Origin of the sequence: Paenibacillus sp. Y412MC10, from assembly GCF_000024685.1 — a bacterium.
Lineage (GTDB): Bacteria > Bacillota > Bacilli > Paenibacillales > Paenibacillaceae > Paenibacillus_AQ > Paenibacillus_AQ lautus_A.
In genome coordinates this window covers 3,549,241-3,572,888 of sequence record NC_013406.1, presented here as the reverse complement: position 1 = coordinate 3,572,888, position 23,648 = coordinate 3,549,241, and the positions used below count along the sequence as shown (strand labels likewise).

At 47.9% G+C, this 23,648-nt stretch carries 24 protein-coding genes and 1 pseudogene; 22 read left to right on the top strand and 3 right to left on the bottom strand.

Going from position 1 to position 23,648, the window contains the following annotated elements; translation table 11 throughout:
* Positions 1 to 120 precede the first annotated feature (120 nt).
* Positions 121 to 663 (bottom strand): GNAT family N-acetyltransferase, encoded by a 543-nt coding sequence (locus GYMC10_RS15430; RefSeq protein WP_015735346.1) that lies wholly within the window; start codon positions 661 to 663, stop codon positions 121 to 123.
* A 268-nt stretch (positions 664 to 931) separates the two neighbouring features.
* Here GYMC10_RS15430 and GYMC10_RS15425 point away from each other — a divergent pair, with 268 nt between their 5' ends.
* From GYMC10_RS15425 to GYMC10_RS15355, 16 genes are all read left to right on the top strand, one after another.
* Positions 932 to 1,810 carry a LysR family transcriptional regulator gene (locus GYMC10_RS15425; RefSeq protein ID WP_015735345.1) on the top strand — a complete coding sequence of 293 codons (879 nt, stop codon included), beginning with the start codon at positions 932 to 934 and terminating at the stop codon, positions 1,808 to 1,810.
* A gap of 139 nt (positions 1,811 to 1,949) precedes the next feature.
* On the top strand, positions 1,950 to 2,786 hold the full coding sequence (locus tag GYMC10_RS15420) for a transporter substrate-binding domain-containing protein (RefSeq protein ID WP_015735344.1): 837 nt from the start codon (positions 1,950 to 1,952) through the stop codon (positions 2,784 to 2,786).
* A 33-nt stretch (positions 2,787 to 2,819) separates the two neighbouring features.
* A complete protein-coding gene (locus GYMC10_RS15415) occupies positions 2,820 to 3,605 on the top strand; it encodes an amino acid ABC transporter permease (protein WP_015735343.1) in 786 nt (261 codons plus the stop codon).
* Positions 3,602 to 4,312: an amino acid ABC transporter permease gene (locus tag GYMC10_RS15410; protein WP_015735342.1), complete on the top strand. Its 711-nt coding sequence runs from the start codon at positions 3,602 to 3,604 to the stop codon at positions 4,310 to 4,312. Before GYMC10_RS15415 ends, GYMC10_RS15410 begins: the two co-directional genes overlap by 4 nt.
* On the top strand, positions 4,309 to 5,061 hold the full coding sequence (locus GYMC10_RS15405; protein WP_015735341.1) for an amino acid ABC transporter ATP-binding protein: 753 nt from the start codon (positions 4,309 to 4,311) through the stop codon (positions 5,059 to 5,061). The genes GYMC10_RS15410 and GYMC10_RS15405 overlap by 4 nt, the downstream gene beginning before the upstream one ends.
* 13 nt (positions 5,062 to 5,074) lie before the next feature.
* Positions 5,075 to 6,091, top strand: a complete 1,017-nt coding sequence (locus GYMC10_RS15400; protein WP_015735340.1) for an LLM class flavin-dependent oxidoreductase — start codon at positions 5,075 to 5,077, stop codon at positions 6,089 to 6,091.
* 43 nt (positions 6,092 to 6,134) lie between these two features.
* The gene (locus GYMC10_RS15395; RefSeq protein WP_015735339.1) at positions 6,135 to 7,310 is read left to right on the top strand and encodes a M20 peptidase aminoacylase family protein; all 1,176 of its coding nucleotides are present in this window, start codon (positions 6,135 to 6,137) and stop codon (positions 7,308 to 7,310) included.
* A 159-nt stretch (positions 7,311 to 7,469) separates the two neighbouring features.
* A complete protein-coding gene (locus GYMC10_RS15390) occupies positions 7,470 to 7,937 on the top strand; it encodes a DinB family protein (RefSeq protein ID WP_015735338.1) in 468 nt (155 codons plus the stop codon).
* 36 nt (positions 7,938 to 7,973) lie between these two features.
* A complete protein-coding gene (locus GYMC10_RS15385; RefSeq protein WP_015735337.1) occupies positions 7,974 to 9,311 on the top strand; it encodes an LLM class flavin-dependent oxidoreductase in 1,338 nt (445 codons plus the stop codon).
* Between the two features lie 12 nt (positions 9,312 to 9,323).
* Entirely contained in the window at positions 9,324 to 9,644 is a 321-nt protein-coding gene (locus GYMC10_RS33000; protein ID WP_049788702.1) for a hypothetical protein, read from the top strand.
* Complete coding sequence (locus GYMC10_RS32995) at positions 9,614 to 10,012, top strand: hypothetical protein (protein ID WP_261979261.1); 399 nt, start codon at positions 9,614 to 9,616, stop codon at positions 10,010 to 10,012. Before GYMC10_RS33000 ends, GYMC10_RS32995 begins: the two co-directional genes overlap by 31 nt.
* A 10-nt stretch (positions 10,013 to 10,022) precedes the next feature.
* The gene (locus GYMC10_RS32990; RefSeq protein WP_049788700.1) at positions 10,023 to 10,400 is read left to right on the top strand and encodes a M20/M25/M40 family metallo-hydrolase; all 378 of its coding nucleotides are present in this window, start codon (positions 10,023 to 10,025) and stop codon (positions 10,398 to 10,400) included.
* An 11-nt stretch (positions 10,401 to 10,411) separates the two neighbouring features.
* Positions 10,412 to 10,981 (top strand): NADPH-dependent FMN reductase, encoded by a 570-nt coding sequence (gene ssuE / locus GYMC10_RS15375; protein ID WP_015735336.1) that lies wholly within the window; start codon positions 10,412 to 10,414, stop codon positions 10,979 to 10,981.
* 880 nt (positions 10,982 to 11,861) lie between these two features.
* A complete protein-coding gene (locus GYMC10_RS31600; protein ID WP_144374244.1) occupies positions 11,862 to 12,764 on the top strand; it encodes a DUF3885 domain-containing protein in 903 nt (300 codons plus the stop codon).
* A 183-nt stretch (positions 12,765 to 12,947) separates the two neighbouring features.
* A complete protein-coding gene (locus GYMC10_RS15360; RefSeq protein ID WP_015735334.1) occupies positions 12,948 to 13,841 on the top strand; it encodes a phosphotransferase in 894 nt (297 codons plus the stop codon).
* Positions 13,842 to 13,995: 154 nt separating this feature from the next.
* Entirely contained in the window at positions 13,996 to 14,511 is a 516-nt protein-coding gene (locus GYMC10_RS15355; RefSeq protein WP_015735333.1) for a GrpB family protein, read from the top strand.
* An 87-nt stretch (positions 14,512 to 14,598) separates the two neighbouring features.
* Here the strand turns inward: GYMC10_RS15355 and GYMC10_RS15350 are convergent, their stop codons facing one another.
* A complete protein-coding gene (locus tag GYMC10_RS15350) occupies positions 14,599 to 15,996 on the bottom strand; it encodes an MFS transporter (RefSeq protein WP_015735332.1) in 1,398 nt (465 codons plus the stop codon).
* Positions 15,997 to 16,112: 116 nt separating this feature from the next.
* On the opposite strand from GYMC10_RS15350, the gene GYMC10_RS15345 reads away from it, so the two are divergent.
* Both GYMC10_RS15345 and GYMC10_RS15340 read left to right on the top strand, forming a co-directional pair.
* Positions 16,113 to 17,000: a LysR family transcriptional regulator gene (locus GYMC10_RS15345; RefSeq protein ID WP_015735331.1), complete on the top strand. Its 888-nt coding sequence runs from the start codon at positions 16,113 to 16,115 to the stop codon at positions 16,998 to 17,000.
* 372 nt (positions 17,001 to 17,372) lie between these two features.
* Positions 17,373 to 18,344: an alpha-L-fucosidase gene (locus tag GYMC10_RS15340; protein WP_015735330.1), complete on the top strand. Its 972-nt coding sequence runs from the start codon at positions 17,373 to 17,375 to the stop codon at positions 18,342 to 18,344.
* Positions 18,345 to 18,439: 95 nt separating this feature from the next.
* On the opposite strand, the gene GYMC10_RS15335 is transcribed toward GYMC10_RS15340, so the two are convergent.
* Positions 18,440 to 19,243 carry an AraC family transcriptional regulator gene (locus GYMC10_RS15335; RefSeq protein ID WP_261979747.1) on the bottom strand — a complete coding sequence of 268 codons (804 nt, stop codon included), beginning with the start codon at positions 19,241 to 19,243 and terminating at the stop codon, positions 18,440 to 18,442.
* A gap of 1,486 nt (positions 19,244 to 20,729) precedes the next feature.
* Here GYMC10_RS15335 and GYMC10_RS33290 point away from each other — a divergent pair.
* The 4 genes and pseudogenes from GYMC10_RS33290 to GYMC10_RS15310 all read left to right on the top strand — a co-directional run.
* A pseudogene (locus GYMC10_RS33290) lies at positions 20,730 to 21,140 on the top strand (DUF6886 family protein); the annotation flags it as partial.
* Between the two features lie 162 nt (positions 21,141 to 21,302).
* The gene (locus tag GYMC10_RS15320) at positions 21,303 to 21,809 is read left to right on the top strand and encodes an NUDIX domain-containing protein (RefSeq protein ID WP_015735327.1); all 507 of its coding nucleotides are present in this window, start codon (positions 21,303 to 21,305) and stop codon (positions 21,807 to 21,809) included.
* Positions 21,810 to 21,944: 135 nt separating this feature from the next.
* A complete protein-coding gene (locus GYMC10_RS15315; protein ID WP_015735326.1) occupies positions 21,945 to 22,154 on the top strand; it encodes a hypothetical protein in 210 nt (69 codons plus the stop codon).
* 292 nt (positions 22,155 to 22,446) lie between these two features.
* Positions 22,447 to 23,577 carry a phosphotransferase gene (locus tag GYMC10_RS15310; protein ID WP_015735325.1) on the top strand — a complete coding sequence of 377 codons (1,131 nt, stop codon included), beginning with the start codon at positions 22,447 to 22,449 and terminating at the stop codon, positions 23,575 to 23,577.
* The last annotated feature ends 71 nt before the right edge of the window (positions 23,578 to 23,648 follow it).

Genomic DNA, 23,648 nt, shown 5'->3' with positions numbered 1-23,648 from the left:
TCGAGAAGGATCTCAGGACGACTTCATACTTGGATAAGGGCGTTGCTGCAGAACGATATATATAATACAGATGAGAATCTCATTTTACATAAGGAAGCAGAATATTAGGGCCTCTATTTTTCATAAGGCGCTTTGTAGCAGCAAGGATCCGGGAAGTTCGATCCGGTATCCTTTGACAAGTGTTTCATTGTTGATGATATCCGTGTCATACGCCCGCTCAAAGCCCAGCCGCTCATATAACTTCACCGCAGAGGCCATCATGTCGGAAGTATGGAGATTCAGCGTGGTTGCGCCAAGCTGGATCGATCTGCGGGCAGCCTCTTGAATCAGCAGCGTGGCGATCCCGCGTCCCCGGGAACCCGGAGATACGGCAAGAAGGCGGATAATAGGCGAGTGAATCCCCATCTCCGGTTTTCCGTAAGCGGCCTCCGAGGAGAGGAAGAGTTGGACGCTGCCAACGATTTCCCCGCCAAACTCGGCGACGATCCGGGCATAAGGCGCATGGCTGTACGCCGAACTCCTAATGGAATTCCGATATTCCTCCCATCGCTCCGCAGACAGATCGAAGGCATACTGCTGATAGGATTCCAGCATCACAGCCGCAACAGCCTCGCGTTCCCACTCATGTGCATCCCGTACGATCACTTCTTGGATTGAATTCAACGCTACCACTCCTTTTTTCGGTCATTTAAACTTCAGAGGATACGGCCATATCCTGATAAGGTGAGATTAGTATAGCAGTTTATTCCAATTAAACACATTGGAAAACAAAAATATTAATGCTTGCATTAAAAAAATCTATAAGCATATTTGGATTGACAATAATTTTCCAACTGCCTAAGATAAGGATAATTTATAAGGAAACTGCGGTCTTAAAACCATCTATATTCATTGGAATAGTGTGTATAATGATGATACCGGAGGTGTTATCTTGAACATCGAAAATATTGAGGCTTTTGTCTACATCAACCACTACGGCAGCTTCAACAAGGCGGCAGACGTTCTGTTTCTATCCCAGCCGACGGTGACTGCACGCATCCAGTCGCTGGAGAGGGAGCTCGACTGCAGGCTGTTTGACCGTTTGGGCAAACAGATTCATCTGACCGACAAAGGCAAACAATTCCTTCCCTATGCCCAGCAGATCCTCCAAACCTTCCAAAAAGGGAAACACCATCTTCAATCCAAAGCGTCCATGCCCAATGAGCTCAGAATCGGAAGCACAGTTTCGGTATCCAATTACTTAATGCCCTATCTGCTTATGGTGCTCAACCGACGGTTTCCAGAGATGAACTTCAAGCTGACGACAGGCCCCACGGAAGAGCTGGCCGGCAAGCTCTCGTCCAAGGACATCGATCTGGCCTTCGTCCGCAAGCTGATGAATCCGGCGTTTCAATCCTATCCGTTCTTTGAAGACCCTATCCGCCTCTATGTATATAAGGATCATCCGCTTGCTGCTGCCGGGAGAGCCTCCATTCGGGATATCCGGCATGAGACGCTGGTCTTCTTCGAATGCGGTTCGCTGGATTGGCTGAGGATTCACCGGGTATTCGAGAGTCTGGAACAGCCGCCTAATATCGTGTTTCAGGTCGATAATTCCGAGACGGCTAAGAAGCTTGTGCTGGGGCGGGCGGGCATCTGCTTTCTTCCGGGTCGATGCGCTCAGCAGGAGGTAGCCGAGGGAAGCCTGATTCCCGTAGATATTGCCGAGACGGCAGGCATTTCTCTGCAGACCCATCTCATCTCCTTGAACGGGCACAACAATGAGTTTCTGGATTCCTTGCTGGAGCTCGGCCGCGAATTGTCCTATTGATGAAATGCATGGATGAATAGAAAAACTCTATTAGACGCGTTTCCCAAATCGCGGTAAAGTTAGTGACAACATAATTCTTACTAAAACTATAGGAATTATTAATTTACGAATCGGGACAAGATTGAAGGGGGATGAGGTCGTGAAGAAATCAATCGTGGCAGCCGTTGTAATCGCATTGGCAGGGGTGATTGCCGGATGCGGAACAGGCACGAAGAGTGGAGAGGCGCAAAAAGATAGCACGGCGAACGCTGCAGAAGGAAAAGTAACGAAGGTTGTTGTCGGCACGGGCACGGCCTTTCCTAGAATCTGCTTTATTGACGAGAACGGAAAGCTGACCGGCTTTGACGTTGAACTGGTACGGGAGATTGATCAACGTTTGCCGGAGTATGAGTTCGAGCTGCAGACCCAAGAGTTTTCCAATCTGCTGCTGAGCCTGGAAACGAAGAAAATTGATTTTGTAGCCCACCAGATGGAGAAGAATCCGGAGCGAACGGAAAAGTACCTATTCAATAAAGAGCCTTACGCCTACTGGCGGAATAAGATCATCGTCGCCAAGGAGAACGACTCCATTCAATCGCTGAATGATTTGAAGGGCAAAAAGGTACTGACCGGTGCAACCAGTGCGGCTGCTCAGATTCTGGAGAACTACAACAAGGACAATAACAATGCGATCAACATTGTCTATCAGAACGGCGCGGCGAATGATACCGTGAGCCAGATTACGACGGGCCGGGTGGATGCAACCGTAGGGGCGGACTTTACGCTGCCGCTAATCGACCCGCAAGGAAAGCTAAAAACAACGGGCGACCACCTGTCGGAGGCCGACATCCTGTTCGTATTCCGCAAGGATGACCCGGAGAGCCAGAAGCTGTCGGATGCGGTTGACAATGCGATCAAAGAGCTGAAATCGGATGGAACGCTGACCAAGCTGAGCAAGGAATGGCTGGGCGACGACTTCACGTCGTCGAATCCATGATGAGATAAACCTAGTAGAAGGGAGAAGGGGTCCATGGGTGCACCGTTCGATTACTCGTACGTATTTAGCTTTCTGCCCAAGCTCTTGTCGACGTTAGGCGTCACGATGCTGATCGTGGCAGGCTCTCTGCTGGTGGGAATCGTCGTCGGATTTCTGGTTGCCCTTCCTCGCCTCTACCGGATCCCGATGCTGAACGCATTCTCCATGGTGTACATTTCGTTCTTCAGGGGAACGCCGATTCTGATCCAGCTCTTCTTGTTCTATTACGGTCTGCCGGAGATGCTGAAGCTGGTTCATATCGACCTGTCCCGGGCGCCTGTCATGGTATTCGTGATCCTGACTTACGGGCTTCATACCGGAGCCTTCATGTCGGAGATGATCCGGGCTTCGGTAACGGCGGTGGACAGAGGCCAGGTAGAAGCGGCGTACGCCATGGGGATGAAGGGACATCAAGCCTTCCTTCGGATCGTCCTCCCTCAAGCGCTCGCGATCGCGGTTCCGGTATTTTCGAATATGGTGATTGCCCTCCTGAAGGATACTTCCTTGGCGTTTACCCTCGGGCTCATGGAGATGACGGGAAAAGCGCAAACCCTGGGCAATATCACCCAGCATTTTATCGAAGCTTATCTGGCGCTGGCTTTCATCTATCTTGTCATCAGCTTCACGCTTGAGAAACTGCTGCTGCGTGCGGAGCGGCGCCTGATGCGCCACGAGGTTCCGGAGTCGGCGGCGCGCAAGAGATTCCGTATACAAGAGAAATTATCCTACCGCCGTATCATCGCCGGAATAAGACCTGAAAAAGGAGGCGCGGAGCTGTGAAAATCGATCCATCCTTCATATGGACGGCATTTGTAAACTTGCTGTCCGCGATCCCGACAACGCTGTTGATCACCGCCGTATCGGTCACGGCCGGATTTATGATCGGGCTTATTGCGGCATTTGCCCGGATCTATAAGGTGCCTGTGCTCAGCCAGATCGCCACTGCCTACGTGACTTTTATCCGGGGCACTCCCATGCTGACGCATCTGCTGCTGATCTATTTCGGCCTGCCGGTGCTGGTGGATGCGCTGTCCGCCCAGATGGGCTGGGGCTTTAAGTCATCCTCCATCCCGATGATCTGGTTTGCGTTCATATCATTCTCGATTACGGCAGGCGCGTATATGTCCGAAGTGATCCGTTCCGGCCTGCTCGCGGTCAACCGGGGGCAGCTGGAGGCAGCCTATTCGATCGGCATGACGACGTGGCAGGCGCTGCGGAGGATCGTATTCCCCCAAGCCTTGGCAGTCAGCCTGCCAAACCTCTCCAATTCGGTGATCGGCATGCTTCATGGCTCGACCTTGGCATTTACCGTGTCGGTTGTGGACATTAACGCGCAGGCGCAGATCGTGGCTTCGACCAACTGGAAGTTCTTCGAATCGTACTTGGCGGCGGCAGCTATTTTCTGGGGGCTTACGCTTCTCATCGAAAGACTGACCGCGATCTTCGAGAGACGAATCAATCTCTACAATCGGGGGGGCGTCGCATGATTCAATTGACCGATATTTCAAAGTCATACGGCAAGAACGCGGTGCTGAAATCCATTGATCTGACGATAAACAAAGGGGAAGTGGTGGTCATTCTGGGGCCGAGCGGTTCCGGCAAAACCACGCTGCTGCGCTGCGTGAATTATCTCGAGAAGCCGAATGGCGGCGAGATTGCTATCGGCGATTACCGTGTCCAGTGCAAGCGCGCCACCAAGAAGGAGATTCATGAACTACGCCAAAGATCGGCCATGGTGTTTCAGCAGTACAATCTGTTCAAGCATAAGACGGCGATCGAGAACGTGATGGAAGGCCTGGTCGTCGTCAAAAAAATGCCAAAGGCCGAGGCAAGGCTGAAGAGCATCGCCTTGCTCGAAAAGGTGGGTCTGGCCGATAAGCTGGATGCCTACCCGAGTCAGCTCTCGGGCGGACAGCAGCAGCGGGTGGGCATTGCCAGGGCGCTTGCCCTGGAGCCGGAGGTGATCCTGTTCGATGAGCCGACGTCGGCGCTCGACCCGGAGCTTGTCGGCGAGGTGCTTGCGGTCATTCGCAAAATCGCGAAGGAGGGGATCACCATGATCGTGGTAACGCATGAGATGGGCTTCGCGAGGGATGTGGCGAACCACGTCGTGTTCATGGACGAAGGCGTGATCGTGGAGCAGGGGCCCCCGTCCGATCTGTTCCATCATCCGCGGGAAGAACGGACCAAGCAGTTCCTGAAGCGGATCACGCCTGAGCTTAACTATAGCATTTAGGAGGCCAACCAATATGGGGATTACGATAAGCGTGCTTGACCAAAGTCCAATATATCCCGGGGAAACGGCAGCAGAGGCGTTCGCGCACACCGTGCTGCTTGCCAAAAAGTCGGAGGAGCTCGGCTTCCGGCGCTTCTGGGTATCCGAGCATCACGATTCGGACCATGTGGCGGGGTCTTCGCCGGAGGTGCTCATCTCGTACCTGTTAGCCAAAACCCAAACCATCCGCGTGGGGTCCGGCGGCGTCATGCTGCAGCATTACAGTCCCTACAAGGTAGCGGAGAATTTCAACGTGCTGGCTGCGCTCGCGCCGGGACGCGTGGATCTGGGCATCGGGCGCGCCCCGGGCGGTTTGCCGCGCAGCACGCAGGCGCTGCAGCGGGGCGTGCAGGAGGACGCGTCGTTAACGGATAAAATCGTCGAGCTTCGCCAATTTGTTCATAACACACTGGAGGAGGATCATCCGCTCGCCGGGCTTCGCGCCGCTCCGCTGCCGGAGACCGCGCCTGAGCTGTACGTCCTGGGTGCCAGCGCAGGCAGCGCGGAAATTGCGGCCGGACTCGGTCTGCCCTATGTGTTCTCCCTCTTCATCAACGGGGATGAATCCGCAGCGCTGGAGGCCATTCGCGTTTACAGGAGCACGTTTGACTACTCCCATGGCAGGGAACCGGAGATTCTTGTCGCCCTGTCCGTGATCGTGGCCGATTCGGAGGAGGAAGCGGCGGAGCTGGCAGGATCGCTGAAGCTGGTGAAGATTCATCTGGCCAGCGGCCGGACGCTGACGCTGGGGACGAGGGAACAGGCCGAAGAATTCGGTCGCCAGGCAGGCGAGCCGTACACGATTGAGGAACAGGAGCCGTTCATTACTAAGGGGACGAAGGAGGTCGTGCGCGAGCAGCTGCTCCGACTTCAGCAGGCTTCGGGCGTTGACGAGATCATCGTCACCAGCAATATCCAGCCTTTTGCCAAGCGAATCCGCTCATTCGAGCTGCTGAGCGAGGCGTTGGCTGAGGTTCCTGCAGAGGCATAATGGATCCGGCCATAGATCCGTGACTATTTAGGAGGTTTTACGAATGCCAAGCCATGTTATATCCACAGACATCGACATTCAACGGTTTATTGAGATCCGGCGCCATCTCCACCGGTACCCGGAGCTGTCGAACGAGGAGTTTGAGACGACGCAGCTGATCCGGGGCTGGCTTGAGGAAGCCGGGATACGGGTCGCGGGGTATCCGCTGGGCACAGGCGTAATCGCCGAAGTCGGCGGATTTCAAGAGGGGCCGATCATAGCGCTGCGAGCGGACATCGACGCCCTGCCGGTCCATGAAGAGACGGGACTCCCGTACGCCTCGACGATTCCCGGCAAAATGCATGCCTGCGGGCACGATTTTCATACGGCTGCCTTGATCGGGACGGCGTATGCGCTGAAGCAGCGGGAGCAGGAGCTAAGAGGAACCGTCCGGCTGATCTTTCAGCCGGCGGAAGAGAAGGCCAAGGGCGCAAAGCAGGTGATCGACAGCGGGGCGCTCGAAGGCGTGCAGGCGATCTTCGGCATGCATAACAAGCCGGACCTGCCTGTTGGGACTATTGGCATTAAGGAAGGTCCGCTGATGGCCGCCGCCGACGGCTTCGTGGTTGAAGTGGCGGGGAAGGGGTCCCATGCGGCCGTACCCGAAGCGGGCCTTGACCCGATCGTGACCGCGTCGCATATCATTACGGCCCTCCAGTCCATTGTAAGCCGCAATGTGAGCCCCTTGAAGAGTGCCGTCATCAGCGTGACGAAGCTGCATAGCGGAACCGCGTGGAACGTGATTCCGGATAAAGCGCTGCTGGAAGGGACCATCCGCACCTTTGACGACGACGTCAGGCATCAGGTGCTCGAACGATTTGGCCAAGTCGTCCAAGGCGTGGCGGCAGCTTTCGGAGCGACGGCTGCCGTGCGCTGGATCGAAGGACCGCCGCCGGTCCATAACGACCGCAAGCTGGCGGAGCTCGGTTATGCCGCTGCTGCCGAAGCAGGATATGAGGCGGTGATACCGGTTCCTTCGCCGGCCGGGGAGGATTTTGCGGTGTACCAGCGCGAGGTTCCCGGGTTGTTTGTCTTCATGGGAACGGCGGGCACGCAGGAGTGGCACCATCCGGCTTTTGATCTGGATGAGCGGGCGATTCCGGTCAGCATCGATTTCTTCACGAGGCTGGCGGAGCGGGCGCTCCGGCATTACCACGCCGGCGGGGAGACTTCGCGATAAGGAGTTCTTTTGTTACTGTCGTTCAAATGGAAGCCTAGTTCATATTTCATGCATCACCGTGAAGTGTTCCTGAACATGAACGGTAGCGTTATGCGAAGGGCAGTTCCTTGTTATTTCTAACGGGCAGGTCATTATCGAGTTTGTATTGGAGGAGATCGAATGAGCAAATTCCCTATTGAAGCCTTTGTCAATACGCATGATCAACTGCTGGCCGCCGTCGCCGGCCTTAGCGAGGATCAGCTCCAATGGAAGCAGGCACCGCACATATGGAGCGTACAGGAGGTGCTCTCCCATCTGGTGGATCACAGCATCGTGATCTCGTTCCGAATCCGGGACATTCTGGCCGGAACGACGGCCCAGCTGCCCGCGTTTAATCAGGATGCCTGGGTCAGCGGCCAATATTCGAACGAAGGCAGAGCCGCGGATATTTTGGAAGCATTCCGGGCGCTGCTGCACTATAACAGCTTGTTGCTTCGTCGTTTGAGCGCGGCCGATGCGGCCAAAACCGGCATCAATTTCAAAGGGGAGACCGTCAGCGTCTCGGATATCGTCAGCGGTTTTACCCGTCACGTACAGAATCATCTCGGGCAGATCGAACGCATTAAACTGGCTGCCGCTCCCGTGTGAGACGATGGCGCTAAGATCGATAAGGAGGAATGGAACATGGCAAAGCAAAGACAATTGAAATTGGGGGCGCTCCTGCACGGTGTGGGCGGAGGAACCTCCATGTGGCGGCATCCGGATGCGCAGCCCGACGCAAGCGTCAATTTTGATCTGTATAAGCAGTGGGTTCAGAAAGCCGAAGAGGGCAAGTTCGACCTGATCTTCATCGCGGACGGCTTGTATATCAACGAAAAATCGATACCGCATTTTCTGAACCGCTTTGAGCCGATCACCATTCTGAGCGCTCTGGCCGCCGTCAGCAAAAACATCGGTCTTGTCGGTACGTTGTCCACCTCGTACAGCGAGCCGTTCACCGTGGCCCGGCAGTTCGCGTCGCTTGACAAGATCAGCGACGGACGCGCAGGCTGGAATATCGTTACCTCACCGCTGGAGGGTTCTGCCTTGAATTACGGCAAGAAGGAGCATCCGGAGCACGATAAGCGATACCGGATTGCAACGGAGTATTTGGAGGTTGCCCGGGGTCTGTGGGATTCATGGGAGGACGATGCCTTCGTGCGGAACAAGGAGACGGGCGTATTCTTCGATCCGGAGAAAATGCACGCGCTGAATCACGAAGGCGAGTTCTTCTCCGTGAAGGGGCCGCTGAACATCGCCCGTTCCAAGCAGGGGCAGCCGGTCATTTTTCAAGCGGGAGCGTCCGAGGTCGGCAAGAACTATGCCTCCAAGGAAGCCGACGCGGTATTCACCGGACATGAGTTTGTGGAGGATGCGGCAGCCTTTTATCAGGACGTGAAGGCGCGGGCGGCGGGATTCGGCCGGAATCCGGATGATGTGCTGATCTTTCCCGGCATCAGCCCGATCATCGGCAGCACGCCGGAGGAGGCCGAGCGCAAATATGAGGAGGTGGCCAGCCTGGTGACCATCGAGAATGCCCTGGATTATCTCGGCCGATTCTTCGAGCATCACGATTTCTCCCAGTATCCGCTGGATGAGCCGTTCCCTGAACTGGGCGATCTGGGCAAGAACAGCTTCCAGAGCAGTACCGACAAAATCAAAAGGGATGCCAAGGAGAAGGGGCTTACTCTTCGGCAAGTGGCGCTGCAGTCCGCCACGCCGCGCGGCGGGTTTATCGGCACGCCGGAGCAGGTGGCAGACAAGATCCAGGCTTGGTTCGAAGCCGGGGCAGCCGACGGCTTCATGATTGCCGCAGCGGTGCCGAACGGGCTGGAGGATTTTGTGGATCATGTCGTGCCGGTTCTGCAGGAGAGAGGCATCTACAGAACCGAGTACGAGAGCGACACGCTGCGCGGCAATTTGGGCTTGCCCGTGCCCGAGAACCGGTACAGCAAGGCTCAGACAGTCGCTGTCCGTTCCTAAGAGATGACGCGAATGAAGGCTGCTGTAGAGCATGAAGTAATGATGGTTTTTGCGGGGGAGCTTCGGGAAGAGCTCTCCAGGATACGGAGGGACCTTCATCAGTATCCCGAGTTATTGCACGATGTCTTCCTCACCTCGAAGCTGGATGCAGATCTCTTGGAGTCTTGGGGGATTGAGGTCAGGCGGAATGTGGGCAGACATTTCGGGATGGGGGTGGTCGGCACGCTTCACGGAACGGCAGGGAGCGACCCGACCCTTCTGCTTCGAGCCGGGATGCCCATCCGATCCGGGAGGAGAACGACGTGCCTTACCGCTCTCGGCATGAGGGAGTGATGCATGCCTGCGGACGCGATATGATCGAAGATGGCGTGCTGGAGCATGCGGATCAATGTTATGCCCTCCATATGATGCCTGAGCTGCCCGTCGGTTCGTTCGGGGTCCATACCCGTTACGCCATGGCGGCGTCAAGCCATTTTAGAGTAAATTTCTATGGAACGCCGGGACATCACAGTTCCCCGCACCTGGCCTTTGACGCACTCCAAATGGCGGCACGCTACGTTACGGAGGTCAATGCCCTGATGGCCAACCGGGTGGATCCGTCTGAAGCGGCGGTGCTGGCATTCGGCACGCTTCATGCAGATAGCTCCAATCAATGTCATCACTGCGCACAGCGAGCTCACGGGAACCTTCCGGGCGTTTAGGAATGACATCGTGGTGACGATTACGGAAGGCCTAAGGCGTCTGGCCGCATCCATTGCAGACCAAGCAGGCGGCAGCTATAAGCTGGAGCTGAGAGAAGGGATGGCCGTAGTCAATGACGGAGCCGCGCTGCGTCGTATGACGCAAGCCGCAGGGAAGGTGCTGGGTGAGGAGCAAGTGCAGGGGCTCCATCCACCAAGCTTGGCGGGCGAGGATTTCGGTTGGTACCTGGATCAGGTCCCTGGTGCCTATGGATTCATCGGCTGCGGGAATCCGGATCGGGGAATCATGCATGCGATACACCAGCCCCGATTCGATCTGGATGAGGATGTCCTGGTGCATGGGACGCGAATATGGGTACGTTTAGCCGTACATGACGTTTACGAATAAGGAGGAAGACCATGACAAAAATTGCATTTATAGCAGGAAGCCCGACTCAAGGGTCCCGTTTGTTCGGACTGACGCAATACTTAGAGGACCGCCTGGTCATTGCCGGCTACGAGATCGAATTCGTCTCGGCAGCGGATCTCCCGGCTGAGGATTTGCTGCGGGCCGATTTTAACAGTCCGGCCATCAAGCAGGCTATCGCAGCCGTTGAAGGAGCAGCTGCCGTAATCATTGCAAGCCCGGTGTATAAAGCTTCCTACTCGGGTGCGTTGAAGACGATTCTGGATCTCCTTCCCCAAAAAGGCCTGCAGGGTAAGGTTGTGCTCCCGCTCTTTATCGGAGGCACGATCGCGCATTTGCTTGCCGTGGATTATGCCCTGAAGCCGGTGGTATCCGCACTCGGAGGGACCAACATTCTCAGCGGGGTGTTTGCCGTAGATCAGTGGGTCACCCGACTAGAACTCGGCGGTTACGACATAACGGAGCAGCTCAGAGAGCGCTTGGATGACGCGCTGAACGAGCTGCAGGCAGAGCTGGCCCGATATTCGGCTGCACCGGCAGAGCGGCAGGGGCAGGTTGTCTGACGCATTGGTCCCCAGAAACGTGATCTTGAAATGAGCCGCCACGATTCGAATCCGTGGATCGTGGTTTTTGCGCTGCCATAATCACCGTGGATTAAGGGCTCTAATAGGGAATCAAGAAGCGAGGATAGAACTTCTCTATATGATCTTGTAAGTGGGACAGCAGGATGGTAGAGTTATCAACAACTTAATTTATTCATTGGAAAAATGAATTCAGGCGTGGCCGGGGATCTTCCCGTCACGAAATCAACGCTAAAGGTGCAGTGGAATATTGTCCGACAAGTCTGAGGGCGGATGTCGAGGGACAAGAACATGGTCCCATAGAAAGTCGCTAAAATAGCGGCTTTTTTGTTCTATCGGTACAAGTTCTTGTCCCGAGCCAAGGACAAGAACATAGTCCGATTACCAATTAGATAAATATCTAACTGTTTTTCCAATTTCATTAAGCTAACGAGCAGATTAGTTTAAATATAATTAATTTGTACAAGAAACCACATTTAACGTTCTGTTATTATTTTAATTGTGAGAACTCTACTTAATTTACAATCACTGCAAATCACGAACTCATTTATTTAGGGGGATAACGTGTGCAACTAGTTAATTGGTCTGAAGACATAAATTTTTTTGATTTATCAAATGAATATTCAATTCGTAGGGCCGATCATGAAGAGTGGGGACTGTGCTGGAATTTACGTCAGCCGGATAATTGGACTCGCGATTTTCTGAATGATAGTAGGATGCGGCTCATCAATGGATTTTCGTTGATCGACGATTTTCTATAATATTCAAATAAATGGATAGCGCTGAATAACGGGAAACGATAGCTCAATCAAGACATGTAGGCAGCTACTTAGTAAGACTTTAAAACGAAGGGATATACGTGGTGAATATTATAAAAGAAATGAAAGCGCATGGTCCTTACATTCGTTTTGAACTAGGACTCGACAGCTTGATGGATGAAGCATATCGAAGGGAGAGTCTTCGTCGTGCACTAGCCATTTATCGTTCAATTTTTGGTTCTGAAGACGATGTGATTTTTATTCATCGCACTAGCCATAGTAAGAGTGAAAAACGAGTTCAAAAGATCCACTTAAAGCGCTTTTTCACAACGCGATTAAGGCTAATGCAATCGCGCACTTTGCCATATGAGTTCGATGAATCGGATGACGAGCTTTACACAAGAGAATGGATTGTTGAAGTTAAAGCTAAAGAATTACGTATGCCTTATGTACTTGAATCCATTGAAAATGTCGACTTCAAGCGTAAACCGACATCCGGTGGGCGGATTTACCTATACAACAAATCAAATGACATTTTGTTTCACATGTATGACGATCGGGGCTGTGATGTTTTCAGTTCCGACAAAAGCGCTCTTCTGCCACTCTACCATCTACACCGAAAATGGATCCTGGATTATAACCGCTACGAAATTGACAGCATTTTCGATGAGGGACTCGCCGGTATCATTGAAACGGACGAAGAAAAAAAACTTCGGTGGACACTTGATAACAAAAAGGTTTCTGATTCTGGAATAAATCTAAGGCGAGTTAATACCTGTCATATATTGCATCATTTTGAGATTCCGTCCGAAAACGCCGATAAGTTTGAAAGAGAAATCTCATTAACGTCATTCGCGATTCGGCGCTTATCTATTACGGATGATCAGTTTACGTTTATAGCTACCAAAACACAAGCCTTAGCTCTTATTGATTATCAGACGCATCTCATGAGTATGTTCGGTAAAAAGTATGGAGCCTATAAAGGCTGGAGCTTTGCAAAAGCTTAACTATTTCGCTAACGGGACACGATAGCTCAATAAGAACAAGAAGGTAGCCGATCCACGTGGATCGGCTGCTTTTGTTTAACTAACGGGCAGGTTAAAATGGAAATTTGTAGAATATATTAATTGAATATAAGTGGGTACAAAGAATGAAGGTACAATAACATTTTAACGAGGAGAGTTCCATCCATGGCTATCGAGTCTAAACTCCAGCAACTCTTTCGCGAACCGATCGAACGGATCACATATCTTGATCCTGGTTATTCCGGGCATGCCAGCGATGTGTGGTTGGTCAAAACAGCTCGGGAGGAGCGTGTCGTGCGTTCGTCCAGATGGACCGAGGCACCGACACGTGAGTTTTGGTGGGGGTGTCTCGATCTATTCGGGATCGATCCCAGACGAATGCGACATTTCGAAGCAAACGTTGCCATGCTCGGTGCTATTTCGGGAATTCCGGCACCTCGGGTGTATGCGCGTGAAGTTATCGAAAATAAGGAATATCTCGTTGTCGAGAAAATGAATGGAAAGGCACTTCGGTCATTCATCGGGCAATCTGATGCGCTTCTTCATCAGTTAGGTGTCTGGCTGGCCCAAGTGCATTTAAATCGTTACGATTACTTCGGGAACCTTTCCTCCGGCCAAATTGATCGAAAAGAATCCTTTCATGCTCGTATGTCCCAAACCATTCGGCAGCTTGTCGAGCGCGATTATAAGAATGATAGCAATATAAAGATGCAGGTCGATGCTATTATCAGTGAGCTTTTTAATCTGCCTGTACCGGATCACTTCTGTCCTGTGTTTATTGATCTGGATCCGTCTCAGTTCTTAATTCAAGACGGGATGCTGTCTGCGGTCGTCGATGTTGAAGCCTATGCGATAGGCCCACGTGAATTTGATTTTGTCGGACTCGAGTATGTGCTGGATGAGTTATCTGCAGCTTCTTTCCTTAATGGTTATTCGACAATCCTGGATCCCCCCGATTTATCTAAATATCGCAAGGTGTACCGCTACTTCTACCGTTTGTTAGGAGTACAAGGGTCTGTCGATTTGAATCAATGGTTCGCGAAGCGGGCAATATTCTGATAGCCCTGCCATTCAACTAACGAGAAAGGTTAGTTGAAAATAGCATGGAATGGTTTGTCGGGCAGGCAATGTTCAATTTTCGTAATGATTTAACGCCATCAATGATTCTGATAATCATAGAAGAGGTAGTTATTATGGATTAGGAGGATGTTTGATGGGCACCAAGCTAATCGTTGTTGAGTACAATCCTAATTGGGTTAAAAAATTTGAAGAGTTAAGGGATTTTGTGTTCCCAGTATTAAGTGATCTTAAGGTCACTATAGAGCACGTTGGAAGCACTGCAATCCCAGGAATAGCAGCAAAGCCAATTGTTGATATAGATGTGGTAGTCCCTACACAATCAGATATTCTTGTTGCTGTTAAAAGACTTGCAAATCTAGGCTATGTTCATGAAGGAGATCTAGGGATACCAGGAAGAGAAGCTTTTCTCCCGCCAAGAGATGTAGATTGGCATCACCTTTATTTATGTACTGTTGACAATGCTGAGTATAAGCGTCATATTCTTTTTCGAGACTACTTGAGAAATCATCCGGTAGACGCAAAAAGATACAGTCAGTTGAAACAAATGCTTGTTAAACAATTTAAAGGTGACCGTTCCGGTTATACAAATGCAAAAAGCGATTTTGTAAGAGACATACTAAACCGTGCTGGGTGGAATGATCTTAATTAACGAGCAGTGTTATTCAACTAGGGCAGTAGTTCTTAATGAGATTTCTTGTCGGTGGACAAGAATATGGACCCATTGAAAGTCGCTAATTTAGCGGCTTTTTTTGTTATATCGGTACAAGTTCTGACGCAAATTAACGAATAACAAGGACAATGCAAATAACGTGAGGATAATCCCAAGTACTCGAAATCCCTCGAAGCTGAAGTTATCTCCCATTACGCTGCTAATGAGTAATGAAGAGAGAATGGTTCCCAGGTATCTTGAGGTATTAAATATTCCAGATGCTACACCTATAATTTCTTTTGGTGAACTTTTGAATAAGGCCGCTTGCATAGCGACACTGTTTAACCCGTTGCTAATGCCGAATGCAGCTAAAGCCAGACACACACTGATAACCGGTGAAGTCTGATCCAGTGTCATGATCACGATCCATACGGACCCAAATGTCATCAGCATTCCGGACATAAGCAATGCTGGTCGATGTCCTGATTTATCGATCCATCGTCCTGCCATTGGAGAAGCAACGAGCGAGCACAAGCCTAAGCTTAGCATGAGCATCCCGGTATGGAACTCGCTGACATGACGTACGATTTGCAAGTAGGACGGAAGCCCGAAAAAGAGAGAGTAAAAAAGCAAGTTAACGACCATGAATTCGACATTGACCCAAGTCATTGCAGGATATTTAGCGAATGTGCGTAAAGGAATAAAGGGGGCCTTCGCTTTTAACTCATGTCGCACGAAAGCTCCCAATCCAACGAAGCCAATCAGCCCGACAATAACGTTACTAAATGAAATTTGACCAGATGATTTTGCGGACAATACTCCAACGAGCAGAGCAACCAGACCCACGGTGAATAGCAGAACTCCTGGCGCATCAATCAAATCAGACCATTTGCGAAAGGACATGTTGCGAGCAACGGATGTCGTAGACGGATCATCCTTAGGAATATGCCTCCAAGCTAATAGAAAGCTTGTCACCACGAACGGAATATTAACCAAAAAAATAGCAGGCCAGCTCCACCAGTGAATGATGACCCCGCCAATGAAGGGGCCAACCGCTGCCGCTCCGGATAGGAATATGGACAAGACTGACAGTGCAGTTGCTTGTTTCTCCCTAATATGAATTCGCACAATGGCCATTCCAACTGCAACCATCATGCTTGTTCCGATGGATTGTACAATGCGGAACACGATGAGCCAACCAAAGTTTAGCGATAGTGGAGCTAATAATGATGCAACGAAGGATACAACAAGTCCGCTAAGAAATATCCTCCTCCGACCGAATAAATCGCTGGCTTTTCCCATGATCGGTTGAGCGATAGCACTCGCAATGTAGAACGAAAAAATAATCCAGGATACCACTGTAAAGTCGAGATGGAACACATTTTGTAGCCTTGGAATAGCAACTGAAACCATTGAAGAATTCAATGGGTTCAATAGAATCCCTAGTCCAACGGAGATCATCAACCACCTATTGCGAATACTCATTTTTATCCCTCCGATCTGTATGTTAGTGTCATCATCGTACTTGAAATCATTTATTTATTCCAATGCATTTTATGTTATGATTTCATTGACTCAAGGGAATGAAAGGAGAGTGTGAAATGGAACTTCTTCAACTGAAATATTTTCTCGAGGTAGCTCGTTTGGAACATATGACTGAAGCAGCACGAAGTCTGCATGTCACTCAATCGTCACTAAGCAAAACGATTGGGCGCTTGGAGGAGGATTTGGGGGTCCCGTTATTCGATCGAATAGGGAGGAAACTGCGATTGAATGAGTTTGGAAGCAGATTCTATCGCCGTGCTGAAAGGGCGTTGTTTGAATTGGAACAGGGGAAGCAGGAGATTAGCGATGTGTCCAGCCAAGAACATGGCACACTCGAATTGGCGGTGACCACCGCAAGCACATTGCCTCAGATCCTTCGAGAGTTTCGGAACAAGCGTCCCGATATCCAATTTCATGTGCAAATGCTCACCACGCAGGAAATGGTTACGCTTCTTCATAGAGGAGAGGTTGATTTTTGCTTGTCCTCACCTCCTATAAAAGGGGAAGACATTGAATGTCAAATCATGTTCATCGACCCGATTCTTGTAGCTGTTACCACAGGGCATCGGCTTGCTAACCGAAACAGCATATCTTTGACTGAGCTAAGGGATGAATGTTTTGTTGGTGTAAAAAGAGGCTACGGTACTCGTGATCTGGTGGATTCTATATGCAAATCGGTTGGATTTGTACCTACATATGTGTATGAGGGTGACGAACCTGCAAGGCTAAGTTCTCTAGTAGAAGCGGGAATTGGCATAGCCTTTATACCAAGTACGGCAAGGTATTCTGGGGAACATATCAAATATCTCAAAGTAGAGAATCATGAATTGGTACGGGAGATAGCTTTGTTATGGCATAGGAGTCGGTACATTTCGCGGGCTGCTCTCGAATTCCGTGAGGTAGTTGTGGAATATTTCGGGACGATATCCAAACAGACAAATTAATTATCCTTCTTAAACCCAGAGAATGTTGGGCGACAAAAACATAGTCCCATTGAAAGTCGCTATTTTAGCGGCTTTTTTTGTTGTATCGGTACAAGTTCTTGTCCAGTGCCAAGTATAAGAACTTGTACCGATTGCCTTAAAGGACAAAATAATAGGCCGATTTTCGATTAGATAAGCATCTGATTACTGCTGAGTTTCAGTGGGTTCGTTACCTCGCCGCGAGAATAAATAAATCGTTAAAATCCTAAAGAAAAGTAGAAATTGTATGGTAAAATGTCGTTTTTGATTGATGTATCAAGGATGATAATCCATTAAAGTGGTAGATATCATATGATGGTGAGTATTCACCGGACAATTAGAGGAGGTTATCATTTGGATAATCATGATTTGGTACAACGACAACTATGGTTTGTGAATCAGAGACTTGGGATGTTTATTCACTTTAATAGTGCTACATTTCAGTTTGCTGAAACGGAAATTAAGGATTGGGAATACGGGCATGAGAATCATGATGAACCTCGCAGATTCCCATTTGATCCAAAACTCTGGAATCCTGAGCAGTTGGACTGTGCGCAATGGGCGAAAGCGGCTAGATCCGCGGGGATGAAATTCGCTGCACTGACAGCAAAGCATCATGAAGGATTCAGCTTGTGGCCTACCCGATATACGGAGCATTGCATCCGTAATGCAACCGACAAAAGAGATGTCGTCAAAGAATATCTTGATGCATTTAGGGAGGAAGGTATTAATGCGGGTCTTTATTTCTCTATGCTAGACTTGCATCATCAAATCGGTCGAAAAAAATGCACAGCGGAAGATAAGCGGTTCATTAAAAATCAAATCGAAGAATTGCTGACAAACTATGGCGAACTTCCGTTTTTGATCATTGACGGATGGAACGCCCATTGGGGAGGCCCTAATTATGAGGACCTTCCGTTTGAAGAAATTAATGAACTCGTGAAAAGTTTGCAGCCTCAGTGCTTATTGATGAATATTAGCTGTGAATCGACTTTGGATCATACAGATATCGTTTTTTATGAAAATGCTGCTGGGCAAGAAATTGAAGAATCCTTTGTAGGTCCTGGTGCGAGCTGCAATATCTTAACTGAAACGTGGTTTTGGAGAGCTTCGGATACGAAAATGGAACTCAAAACCACTGATTGGGTATTGGATAAAGTACAGGATGCGAACAACCATAACGTGTCATTTTTATTAAATGGAGCTCCAGATCAGCGCGGCTTGTTTGATGCGAATGTGTTAGAACGTTTTAAAGAAATCGGAAAACGATATCGTCATCCGGTGGAACTCCAAAGTATTCCAGCAAACTGGCTGATTAGAAAATAACTTGATCATTATTAACGAAGCACACAGCTTAAAAAAGCGCTTGACCATTGAATGGTAGCAGCGCTTTTTCAATTGGGAGGACGTTTATTCTTGTGTTAATCCACTCGAAATACCTGATACCGCTTCCGGTACTCTCCAGGTGTAAACGAAGTTTGGCGTTTGAATAGGCGCGTAAAATAATTGTTGTCACGGAATCCGCATTGTTCACCGACTTGGATTAAAGGTATTTCTGAATTCGCTAGTAGCTGTTTAGCACGTTCGATCTGGAGACGATGCCTGTATTGCAGAGGACTCATTCCCGAATACTGTTTCAGACAGCGCGCCAAATAATCGAAGTGGTAATGCAGGTCGTTCTCCATCTGTACGGAATCAAAAGGATCTTCTAAGCAATCTGCCAAATAGGAGGCAACTTTCTCCCCAAGTAAAAGGGATCGGGCCTGTGGGCTGCTTTTTTTCATGCTGCTTTGAATTTCAATGAGGAATCGGCCAAATAAAATTTGCAGCTCGTAGGAGCGGTATGCTGAAAGGATGCTGTGCACTTTTATCATTTCCTTCAGAAGGGGGACGACCGTACGCAAATCTATCCCGGTAAATTTGGGGATGTACACCATGCCTGGAGGAGCCTCGGTATCCTGGTCCGTCCTGTTCAGCAGAGGCTGCTGCCAATTGTTTTTATCGACTAGCACAGGCTTCGACAATAGCGGATATTCAAAATGAATCCAATACACCTCCGTATTTGTATCAGTTGGGCGATAGCCGCGATGCATTTTTCCAGGCTCAAGCACCAATACCATGCCTTTTTTGATTTCATATTGAATGCCGTTTTCCTCCATATAGAGTGTGCCACTGACGCAAATAATAATGTCAAAAACATCAAATTGACGCCTTGCATGGACAATTCCCGGCGGCCATAAGGGTATGGCCGACCGTGGCTAGCAGGGGGAATGGGGGCACTTTCAGCTCAAGCACTAGCATTATCAATCACCTACAAAATTGGATGTAGAGATTGTACTATAATAAAGGCGCATTGTCAGCATCATCAAGGTCATCCATACAATAGTCAGTCATTGCACCAATTAAAGATTTTAAGGAGGCAATTGGAAGCCTAATTATTGTATAAAGGAGACTATGATTATGAATCTTAACCGATTGATTGATATGAACAATTGGTACATCTAATAGCCCTCCCAATAGGTGTAATTTACCAATTATGTGGAACTTACAATATTCTGTCATGTTGCTGTAATGGACATAAGTTGTGATGCACGATATATAAGCTATCGGGAAACGAAAGTGCAATAACTAGGGAGCAGAACGCCGCGCGGCAGGCTGCTCCCTGTTTTCATAGATTCTCTGGGCACCCTATTCCCAAATGTCAATATATCTCTATCTTAGTAGCGAGATAATCCGTTACGCTTTGCTTATCAAGGAACGCACACCATTGACGATTAAGGCGATGGAGAACACAATCACAGATATGATGCCTACTGTGTCAAGTACAGGTTCCAGGCTTGACAGTAATTCCGAAACTGGGACGTAAATTAGGCCGAAACCACCAATGACTCCGCCGAGATAGCTAAGAAACTTAGACATAGCGTCTTCACCTCCTCTATTAATAATACTTAGCTTATGCATGCAAGATCGGTAATGCGATAGACAAATAAATGTTTATTATTTTAGAACGCGATAGGAGCCCTACAATCTAAAACGAATAAATGGTTCACGAGAGTTATTGCTAACCGGCAGGGAAGCCAATACAATGAGGTTGTGAACAACCGACAAGTGGGTGGAACCATGAGATCCTTTTCGATAAGCAAAAAGATTATCGTTATGTTTGTCATTCTATGCATACTACTGACAGGGGTGGGATTTTACTGGTATCGCATGACCACGCTGACGATTCAGGACAACACAATGAAATGAGCCGACAAATTACGAATCAAATGAGCAGCCGCGTGGATACATATTTTACGGAAATGGTTAAACTGACGAAGTGCCGTATGAGCGACGAGGGGCGGTTTGAGTCAGATTGGAATGTCGGGGGACAAGAACATATTCCCAATGAAAGTCGCTAAAATAGCGGCTTTTTTGTTTTATCGGTACAAGTTCTTGTCCCGAGTCGAGGACAAGAACTTGTACCGATTGCCGTAAAGGACAAGAACATGAACCGATTACCGATTAGTTAAATATCTAACTATGTTCAATGCAATATCATTAAGCTAACGGGCAGGATAATTCAATATTTTTATGGAATATAACAATAAATGGTATGAGGGGGCGCACATGCTTTTTCACTTCAGTGAAGACGATAGTATCAATATATTTGTACCAAAAGAGAAGCAAAATCGTCCGGATTTTCCTGCGGTAGTTTGAGCACTTGATGAAGAGCACGAGTATAGGTACTATTTCCCTAGGGATTGTCCCCGAATTGTGTGTAGGAAAGATGAGGCGACAACGGACGAACATTTACAACTCTTCTTTAATAATTCAATCGCCAATACCATAGTTACAGAAGAAAGTGACTGGTATACGAGGATATCAAAGCAGATCATATTTCGATATCGTTTTGACGATGAGGGTTTTGAGCTTTTTGATAAAACAGCTGGCTACTACATTTCTCGCCAAGTAGTAAAACCCAAATCAGTTGAAAAATATGAGAATTTGTTGGAGAGATTACTCCAAAAAGGAATTGAATTAAGAATCACATCAAATTTATATCCGCTTAAGGAGGCAATATTAGCTTCTGACTTCACAGGATATGGGATATATAGATTCAATAACGCCAAAAGACTCTAATCAATTAAGCTTATTGCAAAATGTTAGTTTAACAAAGACACGAAGGCAGTCTTGTCAGATTGATCAGCTGCCTTGATTAATCTAACGGGCAGTTTTTTGGAAATTTTGTGACTCTAAAGTATTGCTTTAAATTCCAATGTATTGAAGAGGTGAAATTTTGAAATGAAAATTATCAGAGAAGAAAAAAACGTTAGAGGGCTCCCGTTGCCTAACGAAACACAATTAGTATTGTCTGAAATTATTCCTCATCAAGAATTAATAACGTGCTCGTTTGTGCTTGCATTTCAAGAAGACGCATTGTTATTAACTAATTTGAATGAAAGAGGATGGGATATACCTGGAGGGCATATTGAACCTGGGGAAACGCCAATGGAGGCAATGAAAAGGGAACTTTATGAAGAGACAGGTGCTTTGATTGAATCTCCTCACGTTCTCGGATATGAATTGATAAGACTATATAACAAGCCAGAGAAATATAAGTATCCATATCCAGAGAGCTATATGGTCTTCTATTCTGCAAGAATCATAAGGCTTGATGATTTTCAAAATACTTATGAAACAAACGGAAGAGGGCTGTTCAAACCAGAAGAGGCATTAAAAATTGCTTGGGTCGAAGCAAATAAAGCGTTCTATGAAGAAGGGCTACGAAGAGCAGCTAACAATAGGTGATTAAACTAACGGGAAACAATAAATCAACTTTCCAACCACTGGAAACGTTTTAAACAAGGGAGCTAGCATGGAAACAACGCATTAATATTTTGTAACGGAAGAAATAAATGATATTTAAAGATGGAGGAATAAATTATGGAGACGAATGAAGAAAAAATTCCAAATGATAACACCATGGAATCAATCAAAAATTTAACAGAGAAAGATGCTAAGACTTTCTTGAACCTTATATATGCACTTTTAAAAGACAACAAAAGTCCGAGCGAACATTTGATTTCAAATGTATTATCCATTATTGAGAAACAATTACCGAGAGTGGCTAAAGCAAGACAGAATAAAAACTAATCATCATGGTTCTACCACACTGTCGGGGGACAAGAATATGATCCCATAGAAAGTCGCTAATTTAGCGACTTTTTTGTTATATCGTTACAAGTTCGTGTCCCGGTTCGAGGACACGAACTTGTAACGATTGCCGAAAAGGACAAGAACATGTTCCGATTACCGGTTATTCATATATTTAATCATTTTCCAATCGCTATTTCATTAAGCTAACGGGCAGGTTAGTTACAATGTTTGGTGGAATATTAAAAGGAACCTGAATAACTTGTTCAATAGTTAAGGAAAGGAGAGACGTATGGACATACAACGTATCTCAGAAATGATAGATACAGATTGGCTTCGAACCTTATCAAACAACTATCTTCACTCTGAAAAAGGAATCATTACGAACTGGTCCTGCAATTCGATCGGTGCAGTTGACAAGAATTTTGTGACAGGTGGGGTCTACCGGATATCTGGGACAACCGAAATAGATAGTGGGGCGCAACAATCTTGGTCATTTATTCTGAAAGTAATCAATCCCGATCCCTTGCGTGAGGACCCAGCTCATTATAATTATTGGCGGCGAGAGATCTTGGCATACAGTTCTGGATTGCTTGATAATTTACCCCAAAATATACTGACTCCTAAGTGTTTTGCTATTGATGAAAAAGACAATAGATCCGTTTGGCTATGGATTGAGGATATAGAGCAAGACCAGCGGCAATGGGAGTGGGATGATTATGGTTTCGTAACAGAAAAGCTTGGGGAGTTTCAAGCCGCTTACCTACTTGGAAAGCCGTTACCGGAATTCCACTGGGTAAATCAGCAATGGATGCGTTCATGGTTAAATGAGTGTTATGCATATCAATATCAGCCTGATATTCACTCTAAACGCATTTTGTTATCTGATCAAAGAGTGGCGGCTATAATGGACCAATTTACTCAACTTGAAAAATGGATCAACGATTGGCTATATAGTATCGAGCTACTTCCCAAAACACTTGCTCACCAGGACTTTTATGAGATGAATATCATGTTAAATTCTGTTCAACAACAAGAGGGGAAACTAACCTTAATTGATTGGCAATTCACAAGTATTTCAGGAATCGGTGAGGATTTAGGTCGGTTCTTAGGTTTAAGTATTAGTCGGGGCCAGGTACCGATTGAACATTTCAAGATGTACCTTGAATTATTTATTACTTCTTATATGAAAGGGATGAGGAAGACTGGGTGGGATGGAGACGAAGACCTGCCTCGTTTCGGATTCCTAGCTGCATTTGCCTTGCGTTCGATATGGGAAGTGCCAAAAATGCTCAAAAAGCTTGAGCAAAATCCTGAATCACAAGAAAGTAAAAAACTGATGTTAATAACGGAATTGCAAATGGAACTTTCAAAAGAAGTTGAGAGACTGCGTGTTCATTCAATACTCAAGAAACTATATTGAGGAGGTAATTTCATCTGCGTTGGAAACTTAGATCAGAACTCTCAGAGTAGCTTTTGGAATACATACGATAA

Bases quoted from the DNA above. Each gene is read 5' to 3' on its own strand.
- GYMC10_RS15415 (WP_015735343.1), top strand. From the start codon at position 2,820: ATGGGTGCACCGTTCGATTACTCGTACGTATTTAGCTTTCTGCCCAAG.
- GYMC10_RS15405 (WP_015735341.1), top strand. From the start codon at position 4,309: ATGATTCAATTGACCGATATTTCAAAGTCATACGGCAAGAACGCGGTG.
- GYMC10_RS15400 (WP_015735340.1), top strand. From the start codon at position 5,075: ATGGGGATTACGATAAGCGTGCTTGACCAAAGTCCAATATATCCCGGG.
- GYMC10_RS15395 (WP_015735339.1), top strand. From the start codon at position 6,135: ATGCCAAGCCATGTTATATCCACAGACATCGACATTCAACGGTTTATT.
- GYMC10_RS15390 (WP_015735338.1), top strand. From the start codon at position 7,470: ATGAGCAAATTCCCTATTGAAGCCTTTGTCAATACGCATGATCAACTG.
- GYMC10_RS15385 (WP_015735337.1), top strand. From the start codon at position 7,974: ATGGCAAAGCAAAGACAATTGAAATTGGGGGCGCTCCTGCACGGTGTG.
- GYMC10_RS33000 (WP_049788702.1), top strand. From the start codon at position 9,324: ATGAAGGCTGCTGTAGAGCATGAAGTAATGATGGTTTTTGCGGGGGAG.
- ssuE (WP_015735336.1), top strand. From the start codon at position 10,412: ATGACAAAAATTGCATTTATAGCAGGAAGCCCGACTCAAGGGTCCCGT.
- GYMC10_RS15360 (WP_015735334.1), top strand. From the start codon at position 12,948: ATGGCTATCGAGTCTAAACTCCAGCAACTCTTTCGCGAACCGATCGAA.
- GYMC10_RS15355 (WP_015735333.1), top strand. From the start codon at position 13,996: ATGGGCACCAAGCTAATCGTTGTTGAGTACAATCCTAATTGGGTTAAA.
- GYMC10_RS15350 (WP_015735332.1), bottom strand. From the start codon at position 15,996: ATGAGTATTCGCAATAGGTGGTTGATGATCTCCGTTGGACTAGGGATT.
- GYMC10_RS15345 (WP_015735331.1), top strand. From the start codon at position 16,113: ATGGAACTTCTTCAACTGAAATATTTTCTCGAGGTAGCTCGTTTGGAA.
- GYMC10_RS15320 (WP_015735327.1), top strand. From the start codon at position 21,303: ATGAAAATTATCAGAGAAGAAAAAAACGTTAGAGGGCTCCCGTTGCCT.
- GYMC10_RS15315 (WP_015735326.1), top strand. From the start codon at position 21,945: ATGGAGACGAATGAAGAAAAAATTCCAAATGATAACACCATGGAATCA.
- GYMC10_RS15310 (WP_015735325.1), top strand. From the start codon at position 22,447: ATGGACATACAACGTATCTCAGAAATGATAGATACAGATTGGCTTCGA.